The organism is Agrobacterium sp. GW821-FHT02D03, assembly GCF_059421725.1.
This window is the reverse complement of sequence record NZ_JBWKVN010000003.1, coordinates 144,594-164,767: the sequence shown is the minus strand read 5'-3', so window position 1 is coordinate 164,767 and position 20,174 is coordinate 144,594. Positions and strand designations below refer to the sequence as shown.

General features: G+C 60.1%; 22 protein-coding genes. 11 read left to right on the top strand and 11 right to left on the bottom strand.

What is annotated here, in order from left to right; genetic code table 11:
• Positions 1 to 114 precede the first annotated feature (114 nt).
• Together AC07U5_RS22440 and AC07U5_RS22435 are read left to right on the top strand one after the other, a co-directional pair.
• Positions 115 to 651 carry a hypothetical protein gene (locus AC07U5_RS22440; protein WP_312930947.1) on the top strand — a complete coding sequence of 179 codons (537 nt, stop codon included), beginning with the start codon at positions 115 to 117 and terminating at the stop codon, positions 649 to 651.
• Between the two features lie 12 nt (positions 652 to 663).
• The gene (locus AC07U5_RS22435; protein WP_313558638.1) at positions 664 to 1,650 is read left to right on the top strand and encodes an NAD(P)H-quinone oxidoreductase; all 987 of its coding nucleotides are present in this window, start codon (positions 664 to 666) and stop codon (positions 1,648 to 1,650) included.
• Positions 1,651 to 1,818: 168 nt separating this feature from the next.
• Here the strand turns inward: AC07U5_RS22435 and AC07U5_RS22430 are convergent, their stop codons facing one another.
• Positions 1,819 to 2,058: an SDR family NAD(P)-dependent oxidoreductase gene (locus tag AC07U5_RS22430; protein WP_376782033.1), complete on the bottom strand. Its 240-nt coding sequence runs from the start codon at positions 2,056 to 2,058 to the stop codon at positions 1,819 to 1,821.
• Between the two features lie 240 nt (positions 2,059 to 2,298).
• On the opposite strand from AC07U5_RS22430, the gene AC07U5_RS22425 reads away from it, so the two are divergent.
• From AC07U5_RS22425 to AC07U5_RS22410, 4 genes are all read left to right on the top strand, one after another.
• A complete protein-coding gene (locus tag AC07U5_RS22425) occupies positions 2,299 to 2,811 on the top strand; it encodes an RrF2 family transcriptional regulator (protein WP_113335439.1) in 513 nt (170 codons plus the stop codon).
• 11 nt (positions 2,812 to 2,822) lie between these two features.
• Positions 2,823 to 3,575, top strand: a complete 753-nt coding sequence (locus AC07U5_RS22420) for an SDR family oxidoreductase (protein WP_312930944.1) — start codon at positions 2,823 to 2,825, stop codon at positions 3,573 to 3,575.
• Positions 3,576 to 3,591: 16 nt separating this feature from the next.
• Positions 3,592 to 4,029 (top strand): cupin domain-containing protein, encoded by a 438-nt coding sequence (locus AC07U5_RS22415; protein WP_312930943.1) that lies wholly within the window; start codon positions 3,592 to 3,594, stop codon positions 4,027 to 4,029.
• A 93-nt stretch (positions 4,030 to 4,122) separates the two neighbouring features.
• Positions 4,123 to 4,569 (top strand): carboxymuconolactone decarboxylase family protein, encoded by a 447-nt coding sequence (locus tag AC07U5_RS22410; protein ID WP_312930942.1) that lies wholly within the window; start codon positions 4,123 to 4,125, stop codon positions 4,567 to 4,569.
• A 239-nt stretch (positions 4,570 to 4,808) separates the two neighbouring features.
• Here AC07U5_RS22410 and AC07U5_RS22405 read toward each other — a convergent pair whose 3' ends face one another.
• On the bottom strand, positions 4,809 to 5,786 hold the full coding sequence (locus tag AC07U5_RS22405; RefSeq protein ID WP_312930941.1) for an oxidoreductase: 978 nt from the start codon (positions 5,784 to 5,786) through the stop codon (positions 4,809 to 4,811).
• Positions 5,787 to 5,877: 91 nt separating this feature from the next.
• On the opposite strand from AC07U5_RS22405, the gene AC07U5_RS22400 reads away from it, so the two are divergent.
• The gene (locus AC07U5_RS22400; protein ID WP_312930940.1) at positions 5,878 to 6,819 is read left to right on the top strand and encodes an AraC family transcriptional regulator; all 942 of its coding nucleotides are present in this window, start codon (positions 5,878 to 5,880) and stop codon (positions 6,817 to 6,819) included.
• Positions 6,820 to 7,151: 332 nt separating this feature from the next.
• Here the strand turns inward: AC07U5_RS22400 and AC07U5_RS22395 are convergent, their stop codons facing one another.
• The 7 genes from AC07U5_RS22395 to AC07U5_RS22365 form a co-directional block, all read right to left on the bottom strand.
• A complete protein-coding gene (locus tag AC07U5_RS22395; protein ID WP_312930939.1) occupies positions 7,152 to 8,123 on the bottom strand; it encodes an alpha/beta fold hydrolase in 972 nt (323 codons plus the stop codon).
• A 183-nt stretch (positions 8,124 to 8,306) separates the two neighbouring features.
• Positions 8,307 to 9,197: a LysR family transcriptional regulator gene (locus AC07U5_RS22390; RefSeq protein ID WP_062594233.1), complete on the bottom strand. Its 891-nt coding sequence runs from the start codon at positions 9,195 to 9,197 to the stop codon at positions 8,307 to 8,309.
• Between the two features lie 402 nt (positions 9,198 to 9,599).
• Complete coding sequence (locus AC07U5_RS22385) at positions 9,600 to 10,064, bottom strand: nuclear transport factor 2 family protein (protein ID WP_062594231.1); 465 nt, start codon at positions 10,062 to 10,064, stop codon at positions 9,600 to 9,602.
• Between the two features lie 70 nt (positions 10,065 to 10,134).
• The gene (locus tag AC07U5_RS22380) at positions 10,135 to 10,683 is read right to left on the bottom strand and encodes a carboxymuconolactone decarboxylase family protein (RefSeq protein ID WP_062594229.1); all 549 of its coding nucleotides are present in this window, start codon (positions 10,681 to 10,683) and stop codon (positions 10,135 to 10,137) included.
• 124 nt (positions 10,684 to 10,807) lie between these two features.
• Positions 10,808 to 12,865 carry a 2Fe-2S iron-sulfur cluster-binding protein gene (locus AC07U5_RS22375; RefSeq protein WP_062594227.1) on the bottom strand — a complete coding sequence of 686 codons (2,058 nt, stop codon included), beginning with the start codon at positions 12,863 to 12,865 and terminating at the stop codon, positions 10,808 to 10,810.
• A 60-nt stretch (positions 12,866 to 12,925) separates the two neighbouring features.
• On the bottom strand, positions 12,926 to 13,537 hold the full coding sequence (locus tag AC07U5_RS22370; RefSeq protein ID WP_062594224.1) for a glutathione S-transferase family protein: 612 nt from the start codon (positions 13,535 to 13,537) through the stop codon (positions 12,926 to 12,928).
• Positions 13,538 to 13,738: 201 nt separating this feature from the next.
• Positions 13,739 to 14,659 carry a LysR family transcriptional regulator gene (locus AC07U5_RS22365; RefSeq protein WP_200943862.1) on the bottom strand — a complete coding sequence of 307 codons (921 nt, stop codon included), beginning with the start codon at positions 14,657 to 14,659 and terminating at the stop codon, positions 13,739 to 13,741.
• 99 nt (positions 14,660 to 14,758) lie between these two features.
• Here AC07U5_RS22365 and AC07U5_RS22360 point away from each other — a divergent pair, with 99 nt between their 5' ends.
• Positions 14,759 to 16,174, top strand: coding sequence for an aldehyde dehydrogenase family protein (locus AC07U5_RS22360; RefSeq protein ID WP_312930936.1), 1,416 nt, complete (start codon positions 14,759 to 14,761; stop codon positions 16,172 to 16,174).
• Positions 16,175 to 16,219: 45 nt separating this feature from the next.
• Here AC07U5_RS22360 and AC07U5_RS22355 read toward each other — a convergent pair whose 3' ends face one another.
• Positions 16,220 to 17,206: an NADPH:quinone reductase gene (locus AC07U5_RS22355; RefSeq protein WP_313558542.1), complete on the bottom strand. Its 987-nt coding sequence runs from the start codon at positions 17,204 to 17,206 to the stop codon at positions 16,220 to 16,222.
• 106 nt (positions 17,207 to 17,312) lie between these two features.
• Here AC07U5_RS22355 and AC07U5_RS22350 point away from each other — a divergent pair, with 106 nt between their 5' ends.
• Positions 17,313 to 17,642 (top strand): winged helix-turn-helix transcriptional regulator, encoded by a 330-nt coding sequence (locus AC07U5_RS22350; RefSeq protein ID WP_312930934.1) that lies wholly within the window; start codon positions 17,313 to 17,315, stop codon positions 17,640 to 17,642.
• Here the strand turns inward: AC07U5_RS22350 and AC07U5_RS22345 are convergent.
• The gene (locus tag AC07U5_RS22345; protein ID WP_312930933.1) at positions 17,639 to 18,529 is read right to left on the bottom strand and encodes a LysR family transcriptional regulator; all 891 of its coding nucleotides are present in this window, start codon (positions 18,527 to 18,529) and stop codon (positions 17,639 to 17,641) included. The genes AC07U5_RS22350 and AC07U5_RS22345 overlap by 4 nt on opposite strands.
• 140 nt (positions 18,530 to 18,669) lie before the next feature.
• On the opposite strand from AC07U5_RS22345, the gene AC07U5_RS22340 reads away from it, so the two are divergent.
• Both AC07U5_RS22340 and AC07U5_RS22335 read left to right on the top strand, forming a co-directional pair.
• Positions 18,670 to 19,245: an isochorismatase family protein gene (locus AC07U5_RS22340; protein WP_062594212.1), complete on the top strand. Its 576-nt coding sequence runs from the start codon at positions 18,670 to 18,672 to the stop codon at positions 19,243 to 19,245.
• Positions 19,246 to 19,316: 71 nt separating this feature from the next.
• Positions 19,317 to 20,066 carry a pirin family protein gene (locus AC07U5_RS22335; protein WP_312930932.1) on the top strand — a complete coding sequence of 250 codons (750 nt, stop codon included), beginning with the start codon at positions 19,317 to 19,319 and terminating at the stop codon, positions 20,064 to 20,066.
• Positions 20,067 to 20,174: the final 108 nt, after the last annotated feature.

Genomic DNA, 20,174 nt, shown 5'->3' with positions numbered 1-20,174 from the left:
TCGCCTACAGCGCAAAACCGTTTCGACCATACAGTTCGTTATCATCTGCGGGCATCCGGAGCATCTTCCTTCTCGTCAACGGGCGGTCGCCCAACAAACAGAAGGAACACTCCAATGGTCAAGGTCCTAGATACAATTCTCTCCCAGTCCGCCTATTCCGCAGAGATCGACGTTCCGTTCGAAAAGGTCGACATTGCCGACTGGCTGTTCACCCTGCCGGAAGCCGAATATCTGCGCTGCTGCCCGCCTGATCACATTGCAGCCGGCGTTACATGGACCGACGACGGTCGTCGCATGTCGATCAATGTTGAGCAGATCGGCTCGGGCCTCGTCGTGCAGCACTATGTGGCCGAGGTCGCCGAGCCTGCCTACTGCCGCATGAACTCGATCTCCGATGTCTTCACAGCCAACGGCCGAACCCAGGTGAATGTCGTCTGGGAACTGATTGCCGAGAAGATCGACGATAGCAGGACCCGCTATACCAACAAGGTTACCGCCCATCCGACGGATGTGTTCATGGCTTTCCTCAGCGAGCACAGCATCAAGTTCGAAGATGCTGCGGCAGCCCGGCAGGCCGCAGGCGGCGACCACAACAGTCGTGAAACACCACTCTTTGCTGCAAGCATCGCCCGCCGGGCCCTTTCCAAGTAAGGAGATATCCAAATGAAGGCGATCATCTTCGATGACTTCGGAGGCGCGGATGTTCTGCGCCTCGCCGATGCACCCATGCCCGAATTGCGCCCAGACGATCTTCTGATCAAGGTCATGGCGGCAGGTGTCAACCGCGCCGACCTTCTTCAACGCGAAGGTGTCTATGGCGCTCAGACTTACGGGGACAGTGACATACTCGGCCTCGAGGTCGCTGGTGAAGTGACAGCCGTCGGAAACGACGTAACCGGCTTTGCCGCCGGCGACCGTGTCATGGGGATTGTCGGCGGCGGGGCCTATGCCCAGTATGCGCGGCTCGACAGCGGGATGGCGGCTGCCATTCCGGCCGGCTTGTCCTTCATCGAGGCTGCCGCAGTCATGGAAAGCTTCGTCACGGGTTGGGAGGCGCTTGCCCATCTCGGACACGTCGCAAAAGGCGAGACCGTTCTCGTTCATGCTGCAGCAGGCGGCATCGGATCGGCGGCCGTCCAGCTTGCGAAAGCGGCAGGAGCAACCGTGCTGGCCACCGCTTCGGCAGGCAACATCGAAAACGTGCTTTCGCTGGGCGCCGATGCTGTTTTCGATTACAGGCGAATGGATTTCGAGGCGCAGGTTGTTGATGCGACGGCGTCTCGCGGGGTCGATCTGATCATCGATTTTGTCGGCGGGTCCTACCTCGCCCGCAACATTCGCAGCCTTGCTCCCGGCGGGCGGCTCGTCCAAGTGGGCTTGCTAGGGCGCGATGACAACGCCATCATTCCACTCGGCGTCGTGCTTCACAACCATCTGCGGCTGATCGGAACGGTCATGAAGTCACGGTCGAGGGCGGAAAAGAGAGCAATGGTCCAGCGCTTCACGGAACAGGTTCTGCCGATGATGGGACAAGTGCTTAAGCCGGTCATCGGAGCGGGATATCCGCTCGCGGCTACATCGGAGGCCCATCGCCGAATGGAGGCTGGCGGGATGTTTGGGAAGATCGTTCTGACAGATTTTCATGGGTGATGCCGGATAGGCGGTGAGCTCTTGGACTAAGTGAAACTCGCGAACTGCACCGCGATAGGCCAAAAGATTGACCGCCGGTTGGATTTGCCAAGCAGACTCTTGCAGGAGGAAGATGCCGGCCTGGCGGACAGGGCCGCGGTGAACGACCCTACCTTTGGAGCGCTGAATTTATAGCGTCCAGCCCCCGTCGATTGTCAGGCTCGATCCGGTCATGAAGGACGTGTCGGGCCCCGTAAGATAGGACACCATTCCCGCAATTTCCTTGGGGTCGGCAACGCGCTTCACGGGGCTGCGGGCAGACAACATCTCAATGGCGCCGGCGTTCATGTCAGTGTCCGTTGGACCAGGTTGGATGTTGTTGACGGTGATGTGCCGCGGAGCCAGATCAAGGGCCAAGCCTTTCACCATCGCTGCGACCGCGGCCTTGGAGAACTGGTAGACGCTTGCTCCCGCCATTCCAGTTGGGGCGCAGGTACAATATATGCCGGCGTTGATGGGGGGGAGCCCGAGCTTGCTGACTATGACGGAGCCCGGCCGCCGAAACTCCGTTTCTGGTCTGAGATTCCGAATTTCGAACCGACCCGACGATGGGGGATTGACTTTGACCCTAATCGTAGATAAATTATCTCCACGATTAGGAGATGCACTATGAAACTGAGCGAAGGCGTAGAGCAGGCGATTCACTGCACCGCATTCCTGGCGGGATTGTCCGAAGACGGCGTCCTTTCGGCGGCAGCAATGGCCGAACTCCACGGCGTTTCGACGAGCTACCTCTTGAAGCATCTGCAGGCGCTGTCTGGCGCCGGGATCGTCGCGACGACGCCGGGACCGAAGGGCGGCTACCGGCTGGCCAAGGCGCCGAAGGACATCAGCCTTCTCGACATCGTCCTTGCGGTCGAAGGACCGGCACCCGCCTTCCGCTGTGCTGAGATCCGCCAGCGGGGGCCGAACCCTCTGCCGCAGCGCTACTTCACCAAGCCCTGCCAGATCAACGCCGCGATGCTGAAGGCCGAGAAGGCTTATCGCGCAGAACTCGCCAAGGTGTCCGTCGCGGACCTTCTGGCGAATCTAGGCGCAGACGACGACGGCGGTATCGCCGCACGAGGATGCGCCTTCCTCGAACTCCACGAACGCAAGACGGGCAATCGCGCCTCGTCATAGGAGAAAGCACCATGACCAAGATCAAGAAGGTCGTCGTCATCGGCGGCACGGGCCTGATCGGCTCGAAAGCAGTGAAGCTGCTGCACGATGCCGGCCACGAGGCCGTCGTCGCAAGCTCCCGCAACGGGATCAATGCCTATACGGGCGAAGGACTGGCCGAAGCCCTTGCGGGCGCCGACGCCGTCATCGACGTGTCGAACATGATGTCCTTCGACAGGGACGTGATCACCGATTTTTTCGCCACATCGAGCCGCAACCTGATGGGCGCCGAACGGGCCCCGGGCGTGCGCCATCACGTCGTCCTGTCGATCGTCAATGCCGATCAGCTCGCGGCCAATCCTTACATGGCAGGTAAGCTGGCGCAGGAGGAGGCCGTCGCTACCTCGGGCCAGGCCTTCACGATCGTTCGGGCGACACAATTCCATGAATTCACGGAGACGCTGGTGGACGCCTACTCGGCCGACGGCGCGGTGACAGTGCCGGATATCGACTTCCAACCGATTGCGGCCGACGACGTCGCCGCTGCTTTGGTGGAAGCCGCGCTCAGCGAGCCGAAGAACGGCACCGTCGACCTCGCCGGACCTGAACGGGCACCCTTCAGATCCTTCGTCAGCACGTATCTCGATGCCAAAGGCGATAACCGCCCCGTGAACGCCGACGCCGCCGTCGACTACTTCGGCGCGCCGGTCATGGCAGGCTCGCTGGTTCCCGGCGGAGACTCCATCAAGGGCCGGATCACGATCGCCGAGTGGCTCAGAGTTTAAGCAAGAGAGAAAGACCATGAAAATCATCCTCTATGCGGCTACGGCACTCGCGGCCTCCCTGGCCACCGCTTCCGCTCATGACGTCGCAAAATCGGGGCTCGTGTACGATACGAGGGACTCCAAGGTGACGCTTGTCTATGAGCATCCGCTTCCCAGCGTTCCCGGCAAGAGCGTGAAGGGCGTCCTCGTCGAGTACGGCCCCGGCGGCTACAGCTCTGCCCATACGCATGCAAAATCCGCCTTGATCTACGCGACGGTTCTCGAAGGCGCGATCCCAAGCGCCGTGAACGGTGGCGAGACGAAGATCTTCATCGCCGGTCAGAACTTCACCGAGCTGCCGGGCGACCGCCACGACGTCAGCGCCAACGCCAGCAAGACCGAGCCGGCGAAGCTGCTCGCCGTCTTCGTCGTCGACACCGATGACACCGCCCTGACTACGCCGCGCAAGCCGTAGCGCTACCTACCAGACCTACCCCCTCACCTACTGCACAGGCAACGACGGTTTCTCCGGCGAACGGAGAACCGTGTCCACGAGAAAGGAAACAATATGTCCCGCATGAACTGGTCCGAAGTCGCCCCCGACGGTGCAAAGGCGCTCTTCGGCGTCCATCACTACGTCACTAAGAAAACAAACCTGCCTGAAGAGCTGGTTCATCTCGTCTTCCTGCGCGTGTCACAGATCAACGGCTGTGCCCACTGCATCGACATGCACAGCCGCGATTTGCGCAAGACGATGTCAGTGGACAAGATCGCCCTCCTGCCGGTCTGGGACGAGGTGCCTCACCTGTTCAGCGAGCAGGAACGGGCCGCTCTCGCCTGGGCCGAGGAGGTGACCAACGTCAGCCAGACCCACGCGTCTGACGAGGCTTATGCCGCAGCCGCCGGCGCATTCGAACCAAAGGACCTTGTCGACCTGACGATTACGATCGCCGCGATGAACGCCTTCAACCGTCTCGGAGCGCCGTTCCGTCTTCCGGTGGCGGCCAAGGCCTGATCAGCGTCAGGTCATCGCGCGAGTAACACCCTGCCGGTCCGTTCAGGTCGACAGGGTGTTCCGAATGACAATGGCAATCGCAGCATCCGTATCGCCATATCCCAGAGATGGAAGGCATTATCCGCATCGATCACGTCAGTAGGTTTCTGAAGGTGAGCCGCTGTTTTACCATTGCCTGATACCGACTGACCAAAGGCCTCGCGTGGCGACATCGCAAAGCGCTAGTCTGCCGATATGCCTCAGCCTCGACGATCACCTACTGACAAGCCGGTTAAATGCTCAGAAAGCAGCCAGAGCCGTTCAGCAGCCTGTGGATCCATGGCCCACGGGGCCACACCTCTGGTCCCATCCGTCTCTGTCTGCGGCAGGGCGACTTCGCAATCTTCGCAGTAGACGCCGCCAATGCCGTCGAGTTCGGGCCGCGTTGCTGCCCAGACGCTCGTTGCCGCTCCTTGTTCCGGCGTCTTGAGATCGCGCGATGGATCGACCCGGCGATTGCCATTCTCGTCATAGACATCGAAAGAATTGATCTCGGCTTCGTTGAGATGGCGGGCGAGATCGGTCAGGATAACGCCCGGATGCAATGAAAATGCCCGTACGCCAAGCGCTGCTCCACGTCGATCAAGCGCTAGGGCGAACAGCGCGTTTGCGGTCTTGGCCTGGCCATAGGCCTGCCACTTGTCATAGGGGCGCGTCCTGAAATCAATGTCGTCGAAATCGACCGGACCGATTTGATGGCCGCGCGACGACACAGAGACCACCCGCGCGTTGCCAGCCTTGACCAGCGCCGGCCACAGGCCTGCAACCAACCGGAAATGGCCGAGATGATTGGTGGCGAATTGGCTCTCGTGCCCAGCCTGATCCCGGGCAAGCGGCGTCGCCATGATGCCAGCGCTGTTGACCAGGATTGAGATCGGCATGCCCGCCGCAACGATCTTGCCAGCGAAGGCGGCAACCGATGCGGGATCCGCAAGATCCATCGCTTCGATAACAACATTGTCGATACCGGCAAGTGTGCGCTCGGCCTTTTCGCGATTTCGGGCCGGTACGATGACAGTAGCGCCGGCACCAACGAGCGCCCGCGTCGTCTCGACGCCGAGACCGGAATAGCCGCCGGTGACAATCGCCGTCTTGCCGGAAAGGTCGATACCCTCGGTGACCTCGCGCGCCGTGCTGGATGCGCTGAAACGAGATCCAATGGGTTTCTGTTCGGACATGTCGTTACTCCTTCATTTATGGCTCTGGTGTGCGTCCCATATATCGGATAGACTTTCGGAGCCCCCAGCCTGCAGGATCCAGATTTCTGTCGTGATCGTACAAAATATCCAGGATCCCCTGTCCGACGTACTCAACGCGATGGATGCGCGGGCACTGTTCTCTGTGCGATTTGCCGCCGGAGGCTCGTGGTCTGTTGCTTTTCCACCACCGGGCTATCTGAAATTCAATGCGGTCCGCGAAGGCGGTGCCTGGCTGATCTCGGAGGGAGAGGCGCCGTTGCGCATTGAAGCCGGCGATTGTCTGGTGGTCAGCGGCAAGGCGTTTACGCTTTGCAGCGATACCAACGTGAAGCCGACAGCGGCAGCAGAGGTGTTCGCCGGGGGCAATCTCGATGTCTCGGTGGGCAATGGCCGGGATTTCGTGCTCCTCGGCGGGAGCGTCAACCTCGACACCATCGACGGATCACTCCTCACCGACGCCCTGCCGCCTTTCGTAGTGATCGACCGAGAAGAGGCCGGACCGATTGGCTGGCTGCTCGAACAGTTGGACCTGGAGTGGAACAGCGCAGCACCTGGCGCTCGCATCGCTTGCAACGACCTGCTGCGGCTGGTGTTTATCCATGTCCTGCGCGCCTATATGGCGCGCCAGACATCACAGCATCCCGGCTGGCTCGCCGGCCTTGCGGATGCCCGTCTGGCGCCGGCAATGCGGGCAATCCACGCCGATCCGTCGCGCCGCTGGACGGTAGAGGCACTGGCGTCTCTTGCCGGCCAGTCCCGCTCCGGATTTGCCGAGAAATTTCGCGCCACCGTCGGAGCATCGCCGATCGACTATCTCGCGAACTGGAGGATGCGGCTTGCAGCCGCCAGGCTGCGGCGTGGCAACGAGCCACTGCCACGGATTGCTCAGTCGCTCGGCTACGCTTCTGACAGCGCTTTTGCTGCCAGCTTCCGCCGCGCCCTCGGCCAATCACCCGCGCGTTACCGTAGTCTGTATCGCGACGCAATGCACGGTGGGGCGATCAACTCTTGACTGCCGCCTTGCCACTTGGCTCAACGAGTGCGCCGGAAGATGCTGAATTTCAGCAAGTCATCTTTGTTTGCGACCGCTTTCAATTTGGATACACTCCGCATCATACGCCTTGATAAGAATCGAACCGCTGGACCTCGAACTAATCCAGCTAAGCCCCTAGTTTAAGTCAAACTATCCGACATAAGCATCTAGTGATGGCATCCAGTCTGCAACGGTTTCCCCACCAGACGCGGCAGGCATACTAAAACATCTGAACGCTTGGCTCATCGAAGGCTGCTGCCGGGTGAGGCTCCCCGCAACCATTTCGGTAGTTGCCGGAAGCCAGTGGCGTTTCACTTCGTGATCTTGCGATCAAGGAAGCTTCGAATGAGCGGCGCCATCTCATCCAGCTTGTCTTCGAGTGCAAAATGTCCCGTGTCGATGAGATGGAATTCTGCCTCGGGAAGATCGCGCAGATAGGGATGTGCGCCTTCTTCCGGGAAGATCTGGTCGTTTTTGCCCCAGACGACCAGCGTCGGCGGCTTGCGGTCGCGGAAGAAGGCCTGGATCTGCGGGTAAAGAGACAGGTTGGTACGGTAGTCGTAGAACAGGTCGAGCTGGATATCCTTGTTGCCAGGCCGATCGAGCAAAGCCTGATCATGAACCCAGTTATCGGGGCTGATGCGGGACAGGTCATTGACGCCATCGGTATACTGGAACTTAGTGGTCTCCGGCGCGACGAGAACGGAGAGCGCTTCCCTGTCCTCCTTCGCGCCCGACGTCCAGTAGGCGCGGATCGGATTCCAGAAATCGCGGATGCCTTCGTCATAGGCGTTGCCATTCTGGACGATCAGGCCGCTGACGCGGTCCGGGTGCTTGAGCGCCAGCCGGTAGCCGACAGGTGCGCCATAATCCATGACATACATCGAATATTTGGCAGCGCCGAGCTTGCTCAGCAGTATATCGACGACATCGGCATAGTGGCCGAAGGAATATTCGAATTTTGTGTGCTCGGGCGCATCGCTCTGGCCGAAGCCCGGATAGTCGGGAGCGATGACGCGGTAGCGGTCTGCGAGCAGCGGGATCAAGTTGCGAAACATGTGCGACGATGTTGGAAAGCCGTGGAGCAGCACGACGACGGGGCCATCGACCGGGCCGGCTTCGCGATAGAAAACGTTGACGCCGTCTATCTTCATGGAGCGATAATGGGTCGTTGCAGGCGTTTGCTGCGTGATCGCAGCTATTTCGGCGAAGGCTATCGTGGCTGAAGCGGAAGCAAAGATGCTGGCGGATGCGAGAAGCAGTGCGGCGAGAGTCCGAGACATTGTGGTTCTCCTCAGTAGTGATTGCGGGCAGCTTGTTGCCTGCAACCACTATCGCTCTTTCCGCCTGGAGGGAGAATGCTCGTACTCGACAAGGGATTATTTCATCAGATGATATGAATGCGACAGAATGAGCATGCCAAAAGCAAACTGATCGCCGACTATTTCACCCTGGAAAGCCAAACATCAATTCAAAAGCCGGTTCTCGCGCAGTCTGGATGCAGCCATATCGACGAAGGCACGGACCTTTGCTGGGGCATGCCGTCCTTCAGGATGGAGTATATGAATTGGTAAAGCGGGTTCCTCGAACTCGCTGAGAACGATCTGCAAGTCGCCAGCGATGAGGGCTGGGCCGATCTGGTAATTGAGAACCCTGGTCAGGCCCCATCCCTCACGAGCGGACTGTATCGCTGCTTCGTTGGTGTTGCATTGCAGGGCCGCATCCACGGATACGCGCAGATCGTTGCCGAATTTCCACTCAGGTGAGGCCCATGCCGCTGTCGATGCAGCGATGCGGTGGTCTTTGAGATCGTCTGGTGATTTCGGAACGCCGTAGCGCTCGAAATACTTTGCCGAACCGCACATCACGCGACGGACCGTACCGACTTTCACAGCAGAGAGATTTGAATCCGGGAGATGGCCAATACGCACAGCGACATCGATCCCTTCCTCCACGATGTTTACCGGTCGATCGATGAAGAGGGTCTTGGCTTTCATGGTCGCGTATGTGTCGAGATAGCTCGTCACGATCGGGAGGACGTACATTTGGCCGAACAGCGCTGACGCGGTTATCGACAGAGTTCCCGTCGGCGTAGCATAGGAGCCGCCGGCGGCCGCCTCCGCTTCAGCGATATCGGCCAAAATCCGGCGGCAGTCTTCGAAATAGCGAACGCCCGCTTCGGTCATCTTAACCGAGCGGGTTGTTCGCACAAGGAGTCGCGCGCCAATCAGGTCTTCGAGCGAAGCAACCGCTCTCGTGACGGCCGGGGCGCTCATGAACATCTGGCGAGCGGTGTCTGCGAAGCTCTCGGTTTCAGCGACCTTTACAAAGATCCTCATTGCTTGCCACCGGTCCATCCGCGTCCCCAATCACCTTTGTTTCCAGCATCTTAAGTGCTCGAAACCGAAGCCTCAAGAAGCAACTCATGTTCAGGCGGCCTGCGCACGAAGAGAAAGTGCGAGGCGTTCTATTTCCTCGCAGGTTTTCTCGGAAAAGCCGGCGTCTCGTGCGCGCTGGCGCGTTTCGCGACAGGCATCCAGAGCAAGGGACACAGCTATCGATGTATTGAATTCGAAGCTTGAACCCCGCCTTGCCACATCCATCTCGGCGCCGGTCATCCCGAGGGCACGACCGGCTTCTTCCTGTTTTGCGAGTAGAGGCTTGCTCGCGTTCGTTCCTGTGAGGGCCAGTTCTATTGAAAATCTTGCCCGTGGATCAATTGACGAGCCGGCCATTGTTCATCTCCTCGGGTTAAGGCCTTAAAAGCCGAAGTCGCTGAGGCCGGGATGGTCGTCGGGCCGACGGCCCAGCGGCCAACGAAACTTCCGGTCCGCTTCGGCAATCGGGAGTTCGTTGATGCTGGCCTGGCGTTCCCGCATCAGACCGTCCTCGGCGAATTCCCAGTTCTCGTTGCCGTAGGCGCGGAACCACCGGCCGCTGTCGTCACGATATTCATAGGCGTACCGGACGGCGATACGATTGCCGGTGAAGGCCCAGAGTTCCTTGATGAGGCGATAGTCGAGTTCCTTGTTCCACTTGCGGGTCAGGAAGGCTTCCGCCTCAGCGCGGTTCTTTGCGAACTCGGCGCGGTTGCGCCAGCGCGTATCGAGCGTGTAGGCAAGGGCCACCTTGGCGGGATCGCGACTATTCCAGCCATCTTCGGCAAGGCGGACCTTTTCGATGGCACTCTCTCTGGTGAACGGGGGAAGCGGGGGACGAGACATGGGAAAGTTCCTCGGAGGTTACTGGTGGGGGCAGGAGGCGGTACGTCTTGCACCGCCTCCAGGCGAGGCATCAGGCAGCCGCACGATCAATGCGGGGGAAGTCAATCTCGGTGTCGAGGGCCTCATTCACGTAGTTCGTGAAGGTATTGAGGGCGACATGGGCGATGATCTCGACGATCTCGGCATCGCTGTAGCCGGCATCACGGACCTTGGCGATTTCCGCTGGCGCGACGGAACCACGGGCCACCGTCAGTGCCCGGGTAAATTCGACGGCAGCAGCCGCCTTGGGGTCGTTCGACGTGCCGTTGCGGTTGGCGGCGATTTCGCTCTCGTCGAGCTTGGCGAACTTGGTGCCAGTAAAGATGTGGGCCGAGAGGCAGTAATCACAGCCGTTGGCTTCAGCCATGGCGAGCGCGATGCGCTCGCGAGTGGCCGGCGGCAGCTTGCCTTTGCCGAGTGCGCCCTGGAGCGAGGTCAGGCCCGTCAATGCGGCGGGGCTGTTGGACACCAAGCGGAAGATGTTCGGAACGGATCCGATCTGCTTCTGGATGGTCTCGAGGATGGGGCGTGAAGCTTCAGGCGCATCGTTGATAGTTGCAGGCGTCGGAATGCGTGACATTGTAATCTCCTTTTTCAGTTGAGAGAGACGTTGCTCTCTTGAGATTGAATATGATCCGGTGGGGCAACTTGCTGAAGATCGAAAGCAAACAAGGGACTGTTCCGCTGGACGCAGCAATCGCCCCTTACACAGCAAGCTGCAGGCCGCCTTCCTGTTCGGCTGGAACGGCGCAGCAGAGCAGCACTTCGTCGGCGTCGATCTTCACGGTGGGCTGCTTGACATAAGCAACGGCACCCTTGACGAGCTTCGTCCGGCACGTCCCGCAATTGCCCTCGCGGCAACTGAATTCGGGCTCGAGGCCACGTGCTTCGGCGAGTTCCAGGAGAGTGCCGGAGCCAGGTGTCCACCGTGCTTCTTTCAGGGAACTCGTGAACACGACCGGCACGGGTTTTTCGGACGGCTGCGTGGTGAAAGACACGGCTGCTGGTGTGGGTTGCCCGGTGCGGATCAGCGAGGACGGACCGAAGGCTTCAGCTTGGATGCGATCGTCAGCGATGTTGAAGGACCGCAGCCCGTCATAGAGGCCTTGCGTGAACTGGGCAGGTCCGCAGAGATAGAAATCATAGTCGTTGAAAGGGAGAAACCGCGTTAGCATCGCCATATCGATCCGCCCGGCCGCGTCGTAGTCGCTGCCCTCTTCAGCATCCGTGGTGTCGCTGAGAACCTTGACCATGCGCACGGCGCCCTTTGTCGCACCGATAAGGTCGGCGATCTCCTTGTCGAACGGTCGATCGCCCTTGGAGCGAGCCGCGTAGAACAAGGTGACCGGACGGAGACGCTGCTTGCGGAGCCCTTCGTAAACGACATGACGGAGCATCGCGAGCAGCGGCGTGATGCCGACACCTGCTGCAAGAAGAACCGCTGGACGTGTCGCGCGGGCGTCAATGCTGAAGTCGCCGGCTGGCGCGCGCGCCTCGATGACATCGCCGACGGCAATACGATCATGGAGAAACTGAGAAACCTGACCATCGCGCTTGACGCTGATGCGGTAGATCCCATCGGAGGGCGCGACAGAAAGCGTGTAGGTGCGAATGATCGACTTTTCTTCGACGGGCAGCTTTATGCGTATGGGCAAATGTTGACCGGCCCTATGGGGGAGCAGCCCTGCGCCATCGCCGGGCTGCAGATGGAAAGACTTAATCGTCGCGCTCTCATCAACGATCGCGGTGACGGTCATTGGCCTCCAGCTTGTGGCAAGCTTTGTCGCGCGGAGACGGTCGGCGGCTTGGCTCCAGCTCCCTGTCATCAGGGAGCTTGGCGACCATCCGTCTTTCTGGAAAGCCCATCTCAATGCCAGTGCATTACGGCGACGTGCGATACGTGTCGGCCTGAATGTCCAGAACCGCTCCGCGCCCTGGAAAGCGGCGATCTCAGGAGAGTCGAAAATGAGTTCGGCTTTGCCCGTCATCTGCAGTATGTCACCTGTGTTGAAGTCCACGAACATAAGCCCAGCTTTTCCGTTTAAGAGGATGTTGCCGAGCGTTGCGAAGAAGAGGTTCCCATCGAAGTCAGGGATCGTCAGGACGCCGTCGTCGCCGATGCGGACGAATCCGGCGTTTCCACCGCGATGGGATACGTCGACCTGGCGCCGGTCCTCGCGATCGACGTAAGACGCAACAAAAAACGCATCGGCTTCCTGAATGATCGTGCGTGCCTGATCATCGAGCACAGACAGTTCTTCCACCTTACCCTGGAACGGTCTTCCCGGCTGACGCTCGAACGCGAAGTCTCGCAGCTGAATGTAACGCGGGCAGTTTCCAAAACTCTGGTCGACATCGACGCGAAAACCGCCCTCTATCGTCGAGACAAAACCGTTCATACGGTTGCGGCGACGGGTGTGCATCTCGATACCGAGAAGACCAATCGGCAAGCCGTCCGCCAACCCTTCAGTTGCCGGATCGCTCGGATCGCGGGCTGCGGCGATGTCCAGCACAACAGGCGAAGGCGACGACATGAAGCCCGGATGGCCTTCGATAAACGTCGCCCAGGTATCACCGGCTTGGTCGACGCTTCCAAGGACGATGAACGGCAGTTGCGCATAAAAGTCGCGATGCTGGTCCGGCATGTAATCGCGAATTACACGCTGGCCGACTGAGGCCATGCGCTCCTTTACGCCAAGCTTTTCCTGGATAAGGGTCTCGCCTTCATGCCACGTCGGCAGTTTTGTGAGGGTCACGGACATCTGCGTTCTCCAGGGGAAAGAGGCCAAGGGCGCGCGACGTATCGCACGCCCTATCTGAGCTCAGGCGGCAAGGCCGACCGGCGTCTTGACGAAGTCGACGAAGCCTGGAAGTTGTTCGACCCGGCGTAGCAGAGCATTCACGGATGGATAGGCGCTCAGATCGACATTGCCTTCCGGCGCGCGCGCGACGTAGCTGTAGATCGCGACATCGGCGATCGTCGGGCGGTTGCCCACCAGCCATTCCCGCCCTTGCAGCTGGCTCTCGATCCGGCCGAGAATGGTATGCGCGCGTCCAATGACCTCTTCCGGATTGAACTTGGCGCCGAAGACCGTCACCAGACGGGCAGCGGCCGGTCCGTAAGCGATCTCGCCTGCCGCAACCGAAAGCCAGCGCTGGACCTCAGCCGCGCCTTTTGCGTCTTCCGGCAGCCATTCCGTCTGACCAGCCTTCTTGGCGAGGTAAACCAGGATCGCGTTGGAATCGGAAATGAAGACATCGCCATCCGCCAGCACCGGGACTTGCCCGAACGGGTTCATTTTGAGGAAATCTGGCTGCTTATGAGCGCCAGCCTTCAGATCGACCTCGACCAGCTCGTGCGGAAGCCCGATCAGCGAAAGGAAGAGCCGGGCACGGTGTGCGTGGCCTGACAGCGGATGGTGATAAAGTTTCATGTGATCGCTCCTGATTGAAGGTCGGGTCCGTTCCCGATCCGATGCGCAAAGGATGCAACGGGCGATCAGCGTGCTGAATACTCATCTTTGACAGTGCACCGTTACGCTGTGTGCAACAGTGCTTGGAACCGATCCGCGTGGTGGGATCGATGGATGGGCTGCTAAAACCTACTGGTTACCGCAGAGTTGGCGAGAGATTCCTCAGTCCTGAGACGGGCTCTCAACGGGGCTGCCGTGTCGAACCTCCCTGATGAGGTCGACGAACCGCCGCAATTTGGCGGGGATATTTCGTCGTCCGGGATAATAAAGGCAGAGCCCCGGATAGGGCGGGGTCCAGTCGGCAAGAACCTGCTCCAGCCTTCCAGCCGCGACGTCCTCTGATACCTGCCATTCATTCAGATAGGAAAGTCCGGCTCCGTCCCGGGCCGCCCGGAGCATCAGGTCGCTGTCGTCGAGCGTGAGCTTGCCAGGAACGTCGAGCGTGAAGCTCTCTCCTCGCTTTTCGAACTCCCAGCGATAGAGTGTTCCGCTCGCCATACGAGCACGGATGCACTCGTGGTTCTGAAGATCTGCCGGGACCTGCGGCTTTCCATGCTGGCGGAAATATTCGACCGAACCGACGATGGCCGGACGGACGCTGTCGCCGATCGGAACGATGACCATGTCGGGGGGAACCGCTTCCCGAATCCTGATCCCCCCGTCAAAACCCTTGGCATTGACATCGACCAGCGCGCCTTCCGTGACAATCTCCACCGCCATCTGCGGGTTTCTACGCATGTATTCAAGGATCAGCGGCGTCAGGATCATCCGGGTCGCACCCACCGACGTGTTGATGCGCAGGGTACCGGTGGCCTCGGCGCGATGCTCGTCGACATGCTCGACGGCGTTGCGAATGGCCTCCAGCGCCGGACCGACGCTCGCCACGAACTGTTCGCCCGCGGCAGAAAGGACGACACTTCGCGTGGAGCGATTGAACAATCTGACTCCCATGCGTGCCTCCAGCGCGGCGATCTGCTGGCTGAGCGACGACGACGAGACCCCAAGCTCGCGGGCCGCGGCCCGAAACCCGCCTCTGGAAGACACCGCAAGGACTGCCTCGAGTTCGGCGATCGAGCCACGCATCATTGTCCGTAATCCTTTATCAGGTTGAGCGCTTTTCGCGACCTTATCAGGACAATAAAGAAATGCCAGATAAGCCTGACAGTCGAAAAGGAGTTTCAAATGCGCAACATCGACAAGATCTATATCGAGGGTCAGTTCGTTACGCCGAAGGGCGCCGAGATGGCCGATCTCCATAATCCGTCCACGGAAGAGAAGATCGGCACGGTCCGGCTTGCCGGCGTAGAAGACGCACAAGAAGCCATCGCCGCGGCAAAACGCGCCTTCCCAGCATTCTCACGCACGTCGAAGGCCGAGCGCATCGACATGCTTCAGCGATTGAACGCCGCAGTCGCCGCGCGCGTCTCAGATCTTACCGAAGCGATGGCGCTCGAATACGGCGCTCCGCAGACCTTCACACGGTTCGCCATCCCCCACGCTGCTTCGAGCTTTCTTACCATGGCGTCCGTTCTGGAGGACTACGAATTTGAGCGCCAAATGGGCCAGGCCCGCGTCGTCATGCAGCCGTCTGGTGTCGCCGCGGCAATCACCCCCTGGAACAGCAATATCGGCTTCATCACCTCGAAGCTCGCAACCGCCATCGCCGCTGGTTCGACCATCGTCATAAAGCCAAGCGAGATGAGCGCGATCCAGACGCAGATCCTGACCGAGTGCCTACATGACGCCGGCCTGCCAAAGGGCGTGTTCAACATCATCAATGGCTATGGCAATGTCGTCGGCGCGGAACTCAGCCGGCATCCCGATATCGCAAAAGTGACCTTCACGGGCTCAACCGCAGTCGGCCGGGAAATCCTGCGCAACGCGGCGGATACCTTCAAACGTGTTACGCTGGAGCTTGGCGGCAAGGGTCCGAACATCATTCTCGATGACGCCGATCTAGATGTTGTCATCCCCGGCGTCTTGCGGATGGGCTTCATCAATAGTGGCCAGGCCTGCATTGCCGGTACCCGCATTCTGGTTCCGAACCATCGGCTCGACGACGTCCTGGTCAGGCTGAAGAAGGAGATCGAAACATTCAAGGTGGGAGCGCCTAGCGATCCGGACGCGATGATCGGACCAATGGTGAGCCGCAAGCAGTACGACCGAGTCCAGTCCTACATCGAGCTGGGAACGCAGGAAGGCGCTCGTCTCCTGACGGGTGGACCAGGCCGCCCCGCTGGTCTGGATCGCGGCTGGTTTACGAAGCCGACGATCTTTTTCGGCGTGGACAACCAGATGAGGATCGCGCGCGAGGAGATCTTCGGTCCGGTCCTGTCGGTCATCGCCTATGGCGACGAGGACGAAGCCTTGTCCATCGCAAACGACACCCCATACGGCCTCCAGGCCTATCTGCATGGCACCGACGCCGCGCGCATGCAGCGGCTTGCGGATCGACTGGACAGCGGTCGCGTTGTCATAAACGGGGCGCCCCACGAGCCCCTCGCGCCCTTTGGCGGCTTCAAGCAGTCAGGAATCGGTCGTGAATACGGCGTGTTCGGCCTCGACGCGTTTATGGAACCAAAGGCTATCATCGCGTGATCATAGGCGTGACGCGGGGAGCGTGAACTTCGCGCGTCACGCGCTTCACAAGCGGACCAGAATCTTGCCGACAGCCTTGCCGCTCTCCTGGAACTCGTGTGCATCGGCCACTGCATCAAGGGCATATGTTTTCGCGATCTGCGGAACGTATGCCCCCGACGCGGCGCAGGCCGAAATCTCCTCGGTTGCCCGACGCATCGCAGCCTCCGGCATGGTGTACACGTAGACGAAACGGAAAGAGAAGCCTCCCAGCAGTGCCGGGAAAAACGGTATTGTAAGCTTAGCCTCCGGTGTTTCCGTCGAATAGGCCGAGACGATGCCGTCGCGGGCGAGACACAAGATTGCCACTTCGATATTGGCGGAGATATCGACATCCACGATACGATCGACGCCGTGGCCGCCCGTCGCCGATCGTATGGCATGCGGGACGTCCTCCTCGTGCCGGTTGAGCACAAGATCGGCCCCAGCCGCTCGCGCCACCTCTGCCTGCACCTCGCGGCTCACCGTCGCCGCCACCCACGCCCCCGCCCATTTCGCAAGCAGGATCGCCGCGTTGCCGACCGCGCCGGCGCCACCCTGCACCAGAACGCGTTTGCCGCGGAGGTCACCGTCGGCAAACAGGCCGCGATGCGCCGTCATCGCGGGAACGCCGAGCGATGCTCCGATCTCAAGGGACACGTTGTCGGCCAGCCTGACGGCCTGCGCCGACGGCACGACGACGTATTCTGCCGCAGTCCCAAACGCACGGCCCCATTGCGCCATGTAGATCCAGACCCTCTCGCCGATCCGCGTATCAGCAACGCCGGGGCCGACGGCGTCGATCACGCCCGCGCCGTCCTGATGTGGCACGATCCGTCCGAATGGCATGGCCTTGCCGCCGAAGCCGATTCTTGTCTTGATGTCGGAAGGATTGATACCCGAGGCAGCTACCCTCACCCTGACCTCGCCGGCGCGGGGCTGTAGATCGGGCAAGTCGGCGACAACAAGTACCTCTCTCGCAGCTTCTTGTTTCTTGTAAAACGCAGCGCGCATGACACACCTCAAGTCAACTCGCTCCAACTAGGCTGGGCACAGGCGATCTTGCAAGTAGGCAACAGTTCTGCCTATAGGGATACAAAGTACACCATTGGAGACCAGGATGAGCCTTGGCCAGAAGTGTCCCGTCGAGACCACCGTCGATGTCACCGGCGGCAAGTGGAAGCCCATGATCATTTACCGGCTGCTGGACGGGCCACGCCGGTTTGGCGAGCTGCGCCGCCTAGTCGGCGATCCAAGCCAGCGATCGTTGACGATGCAGCTCCGGGAGCTTGAAGCTGACGGAATTGTCGACCGCGAAGTTTTCGCTGAAGTCCCGCCGCGCGTGGAGTATTCGCTCACACCGTTCGGCCAGACACTCGCGCCTGTGTTAATCGCCATGCGAGACTGGGGTGTCGCGTTTCAGGAGCGGAGGAGCGAGGCGCAGCGCTAGGTCGCGTCTCGTCTGGCGCTCGCCGAGAAGCGCTCTACAAAGAAATCGATCAGCACTCTGACCTTACGCGAGACGTGTGATCCCGGCGGTCGCACGATGTATACGCCGATCTCCGGCAGGCTGTATTCCGCCATGATCGGCACCAACGTGCCCGCAGTCACGTAGCTTTGCGCGATTACCACTGGCAACGCAGCAACCCCGAGCCCGGCTGCTGTCCCTTCGGCGATACCCACGGCGCTATCCGCCTTGAACCTTCCCTGCCCGTTCACGACGACCGTCCGGCTACCATCCGATACCTTCCAGCTTTCGGTCCCTTGAAGGATGGCCTGGTGTTCAAGCAGGTCCGAGGGCTTCTTCGGCACGCCGTGGGCACGCAGGTAGTCTGGATTAGCGAACAACCCCGCCGCAAATGCGCCGATCTTACGCGCCGTCAGGTTCGAGTCCTGCAGGTAGCCGACCCGTATCCCGCAATCGAACCCTTCCGCCACCAGATCAACGTACCGGTCGCTGTAGTGCGCGTGAAGCTGCAGAAGCGGGTGGAGGCGGGCAAGCTTGGCCAGCGCCGGCGCGAAGTGTCCGGGACCGAAGGATGAAGGAACCGCTACGCGCAATCGGCCACGCAGCTCTCCGGTCGGCAGCATCTCTTCACGGGCGACGTCCATCTCCAGGCACATACGGGCGGCGTGTTCGCGGAAGGAGACACCAGCTTCGGTGAGGGATGCACCTCTAGTCGTGCGTGCTAGAAGCTGAACGTTGAGCTCGCTTTCGAGTCGGACGAGCCGCCGGCTAACGATCGACTTTGGCAGTCCGAGACGCCGCGCAGCGACCGTGATCCCACCGCCGTCTGCAACCTCAACGAAGGTTTGCATGTCCTCGAAGCTGATCATTCTTGCGTTCCATTTTACGTTCTACAGAGTGGCAAAGCATAGAGCTACCGTGCCAACAATCGCAACGCTAAATTCCAGTCATCGAGCGGATCGAAACGAACTTCATCAACCCGCCGCCGACAAGGAAAAGGAACACGACAATGCACAGCCAAGTATTCACCCCCGAAAATTCCGCCATGCTGCTGATCGACCATCAGATCGGCACGATGGCCTGGACCCACTCGCACGATATCAACCTGGTCAAGCAGAACGCGCTGAAGCTCGCCCGCATCGCTAAGGCCGCCAACATCCCGACCATCCTAACATCCAGCATGGAAGACCAGATTCAGGGACCGCTGCTTCCGGAACTCAAGGAAATCCTGCCCGAAGCCTTTGACGCCCGTATCAAGCGCCCCGGCATCGTCAACGCAATGCACCACGACGGCTTCAACCAGGCGGTCAAGGCGACCGGCCGCAAGAAGCTGTTCGTCGCCGGCGTGACAACGGAAATCTGCGTCACCTTCCCGGTCCTGCAGATGCTCGACGAAGGCTACGAGGTTCAGGTCTCGGCTGATGCTTCCGCCTCCTACACCAAGTACGGCGACGACCTTGCTCTCCGTCGCATGGAAAAGGCCGGAGCCATCATCACCACCGTCGATCAGATCATCTCCGAACTTGCCGTCGACTGGACGAGCCCGCTTGGTCAGAAGCTTGTCGGCATCCTGAACTATCACTGATGTCGGAACGATATTGTGTTCATCGGCGCGGGCGACAATCGTCCGCGCCCGAAACGGAAGGAAAAACTCCAATGACGATCACCAAAATCCCCGCCGGCCGCATGCGCGGTAACTTCGTCCAAGGTTTCGGCGTCGAAATCCTGTATCCGGGCCTCTCCCTAACGGCCGATGATAGCGGGATCGGTCCCATCGGCAGGATCGATCGCGCCCAAGTGCAACCCGGTCACCTCATCGGCATGCACCCCCACAAGGACGACGAGATCCTGACCTATATACGCGGCGGCGAGATGCTTCACCGCGATACGGTCGGAAACGGGAAGACACTCGACAAGACGCACTTCATGATGATGAATGCCGGCCACACCTTCCAGCACGAAGAGCTGATGCTTGGCAACAGTTCGGTTCGAGCGCTGCAGATCTTCCTGCGGCCGAACGCTCGCGATCTTGAGCCGATGGTGCAGTTTCATGATTTCATTGATGCGAGCAGTGAAAACGAGTGGCGATTGATTGCCGGGCCAAAGCAGGCGCCGCTGACCGTGCGGTCTGACATCCAGGTGTTTGATGCGCGCGTTTCGGAGGGCACCCAGCTGAGCCTGCCCGCCGCGGCCGATCCCCGGACGGCTTTTTTGCTCTATGTCTTCGACGGGGCGATAGATTTCGGCGATGTCACGATCACAACTGGCGAAAGCGCGTTTACGCGCTCGTTGGATCATCAGCTCACTGCCAGAGCGGGTTCAGATGTCGTCCTGTTCGCGTTCGACCCTAAAGCCGAGGTATTTCATGGCGGCATGTTCAGTGGGAACCAAAAACGCGTCGGTTGAACGGGACATGCAGCAGTCGTGGATGGCGGCCTGGAGAGACGATCGTTCTGTTACTCCTCGCCTTGATGGGAATCGAACCTTTGCACTCGATCTCTGAAACTTGAGAGA

What these genes read in the sequence shown, in the direction of transcription:
- AC07U5_RS22380 (WP_062594229.1), bottom strand. Translation starts at nt 10,683, where the DNA reads ATGTCACGCATTCCGACGCCTGCAACTATCAACGATGCGCCTGAAGCT.
- AC07U5_RS22375 (WP_062594227.1), bottom strand. Translation starts at nt 12,865, where the DNA reads ATGTCCGTGACCCTCACAAAACTGCCGACGTGGCATGAAGGCGAGACC.
- AC07U5_RS22385 (WP_062594231.1), bottom strand. Translation starts at nt 10,064, where the DNA reads ATGTCTCGTCCCCCGCTTCCCCCGTTCACCAGAGAGAGTGCCATCGAA.
- AC07U5_RS22335 (WP_312930932.1), top strand. Translation starts at nt 19,317, where the DNA reads ATGACGATCACCAAAATCCCCGCCGGCCGCATGCGCGGTAACTTCGTC.
- AC07U5_RS22420 (WP_312930944.1), top strand. Translation starts at nt 2,823, where the DNA reads ATGACCAAGATCAAGAAGGTCGTCGTCATCGGCGGCACGGGCCTGATC.
- AC07U5_RS22390 (WP_062594233.1), bottom strand. Translation starts at nt 9,197, where the DNA reads ATGGACCGGTGGCAAGCAATGAGGATCTTTGTAAAGGTCGCTGAAACC.
- AC07U5_RS22405 (WP_312930941.1), bottom strand. Translation starts at nt 5,786, where the DNA reads ATGTCCGAACAGAAACCCATTGGATCTCGTTTCAGCGCATCCAGCACG.
- AC07U5_RS22360 (WP_312930936.1), top strand. Translation starts at nt 14,759, where the DNA reads ATGCGCAACATCGACAAGATCTATATCGAGGGTCAGTTCGTTACGCCG.
- AC07U5_RS22370 (WP_062594224.1), bottom strand. Translation starts at nt 13,537, where the DNA reads ATGAAACTTTATCACCATCCGCTGTCAGGCCACGCACACCGTGCCCGG.
- AC07U5_RS22410 (WP_312930942.1), top strand. Translation starts at nt 4,123, where the DNA reads ATGTCCCGCATGAACTGGTCCGAAGTCGCCCCCGACGGTGCAAAGGCG.
- AC07U5_RS22415 (WP_312930943.1), top strand. Translation starts at nt 3,592, where the DNA reads ATGAAAATCATCCTCTATGCGGCTACGGCACTCGCGGCCTCCCTGGCC.
- AC07U5_RS22435 (WP_313558638.1), top strand. Translation starts at nt 664, where the DNA reads ATGAAGGCGATCATCTTCGATGACTTCGGAGGCGCGGATGTTCTGCGC.
- AC07U5_RS22355 (WP_313558542.1), bottom strand. Translation starts at nt 17,206, where the DNA reads ATGCGCGCTGCGTTTTACAAGAAACAAGAAGCTGCGAGAGAGGTACTT.
- AC07U5_RS22395 (WP_312930939.1), bottom strand. Translation starts at nt 8,123, where the DNA reads ATGTCTCGGACTCTCGCCGCACTGCTTCTCGCATCCGCCAGCATCTTT.
- AC07U5_RS22345 (WP_312930933.1), bottom strand. Translation starts at nt 18,529, where the DNA reads ATGATCAGCTTCGAGGACATGCAAACCTTCGTTGAGGTTGCAGACGGC.
- AC07U5_RS22350 (WP_312930934.1), top strand. Translation starts at nt 17,313, where the DNA reads ATGAGCCTTGGCCAGAAGTGTCCCGTCGAGACCACCGTCGATGTCACC.
- AC07U5_RS22430 (WP_376782033.1), bottom strand. Translation starts at nt 2,058, where the DNA reads ATGGTGAAAGGCTTGGCCCTTGATCTGGCTCCGCGGCACATCACCGTC.
- AC07U5_RS22440 (WP_312930947.1), top strand. Translation starts at nt 115, where the DNA reads ATGGTCAAGGTCCTAGATACAATTCTCTCCCAGTCCGCCTATTCCGCA.
- AC07U5_RS22340 (WP_062594212.1), top strand. Translation starts at nt 18,670, where the DNA reads ATGCACAGCCAAGTATTCACCCCCGAAAATTCCGCCATGCTGCTGATC.
- AC07U5_RS22425 (WP_113335439.1), top strand. Translation starts at nt 2,299, where the DNA reads ATGAAACTGAGCGAAGGCGTAGAGCAGGCGATTCACTGCACCGCATTC.
- AC07U5_RS22365 (WP_200943862.1), bottom strand. Translation starts at nt 14,659, where the DNA reads ATGCGTGGCTCGATCGCCGAACTCGAGGCAGTCCTTGCGGTGTCTTCC.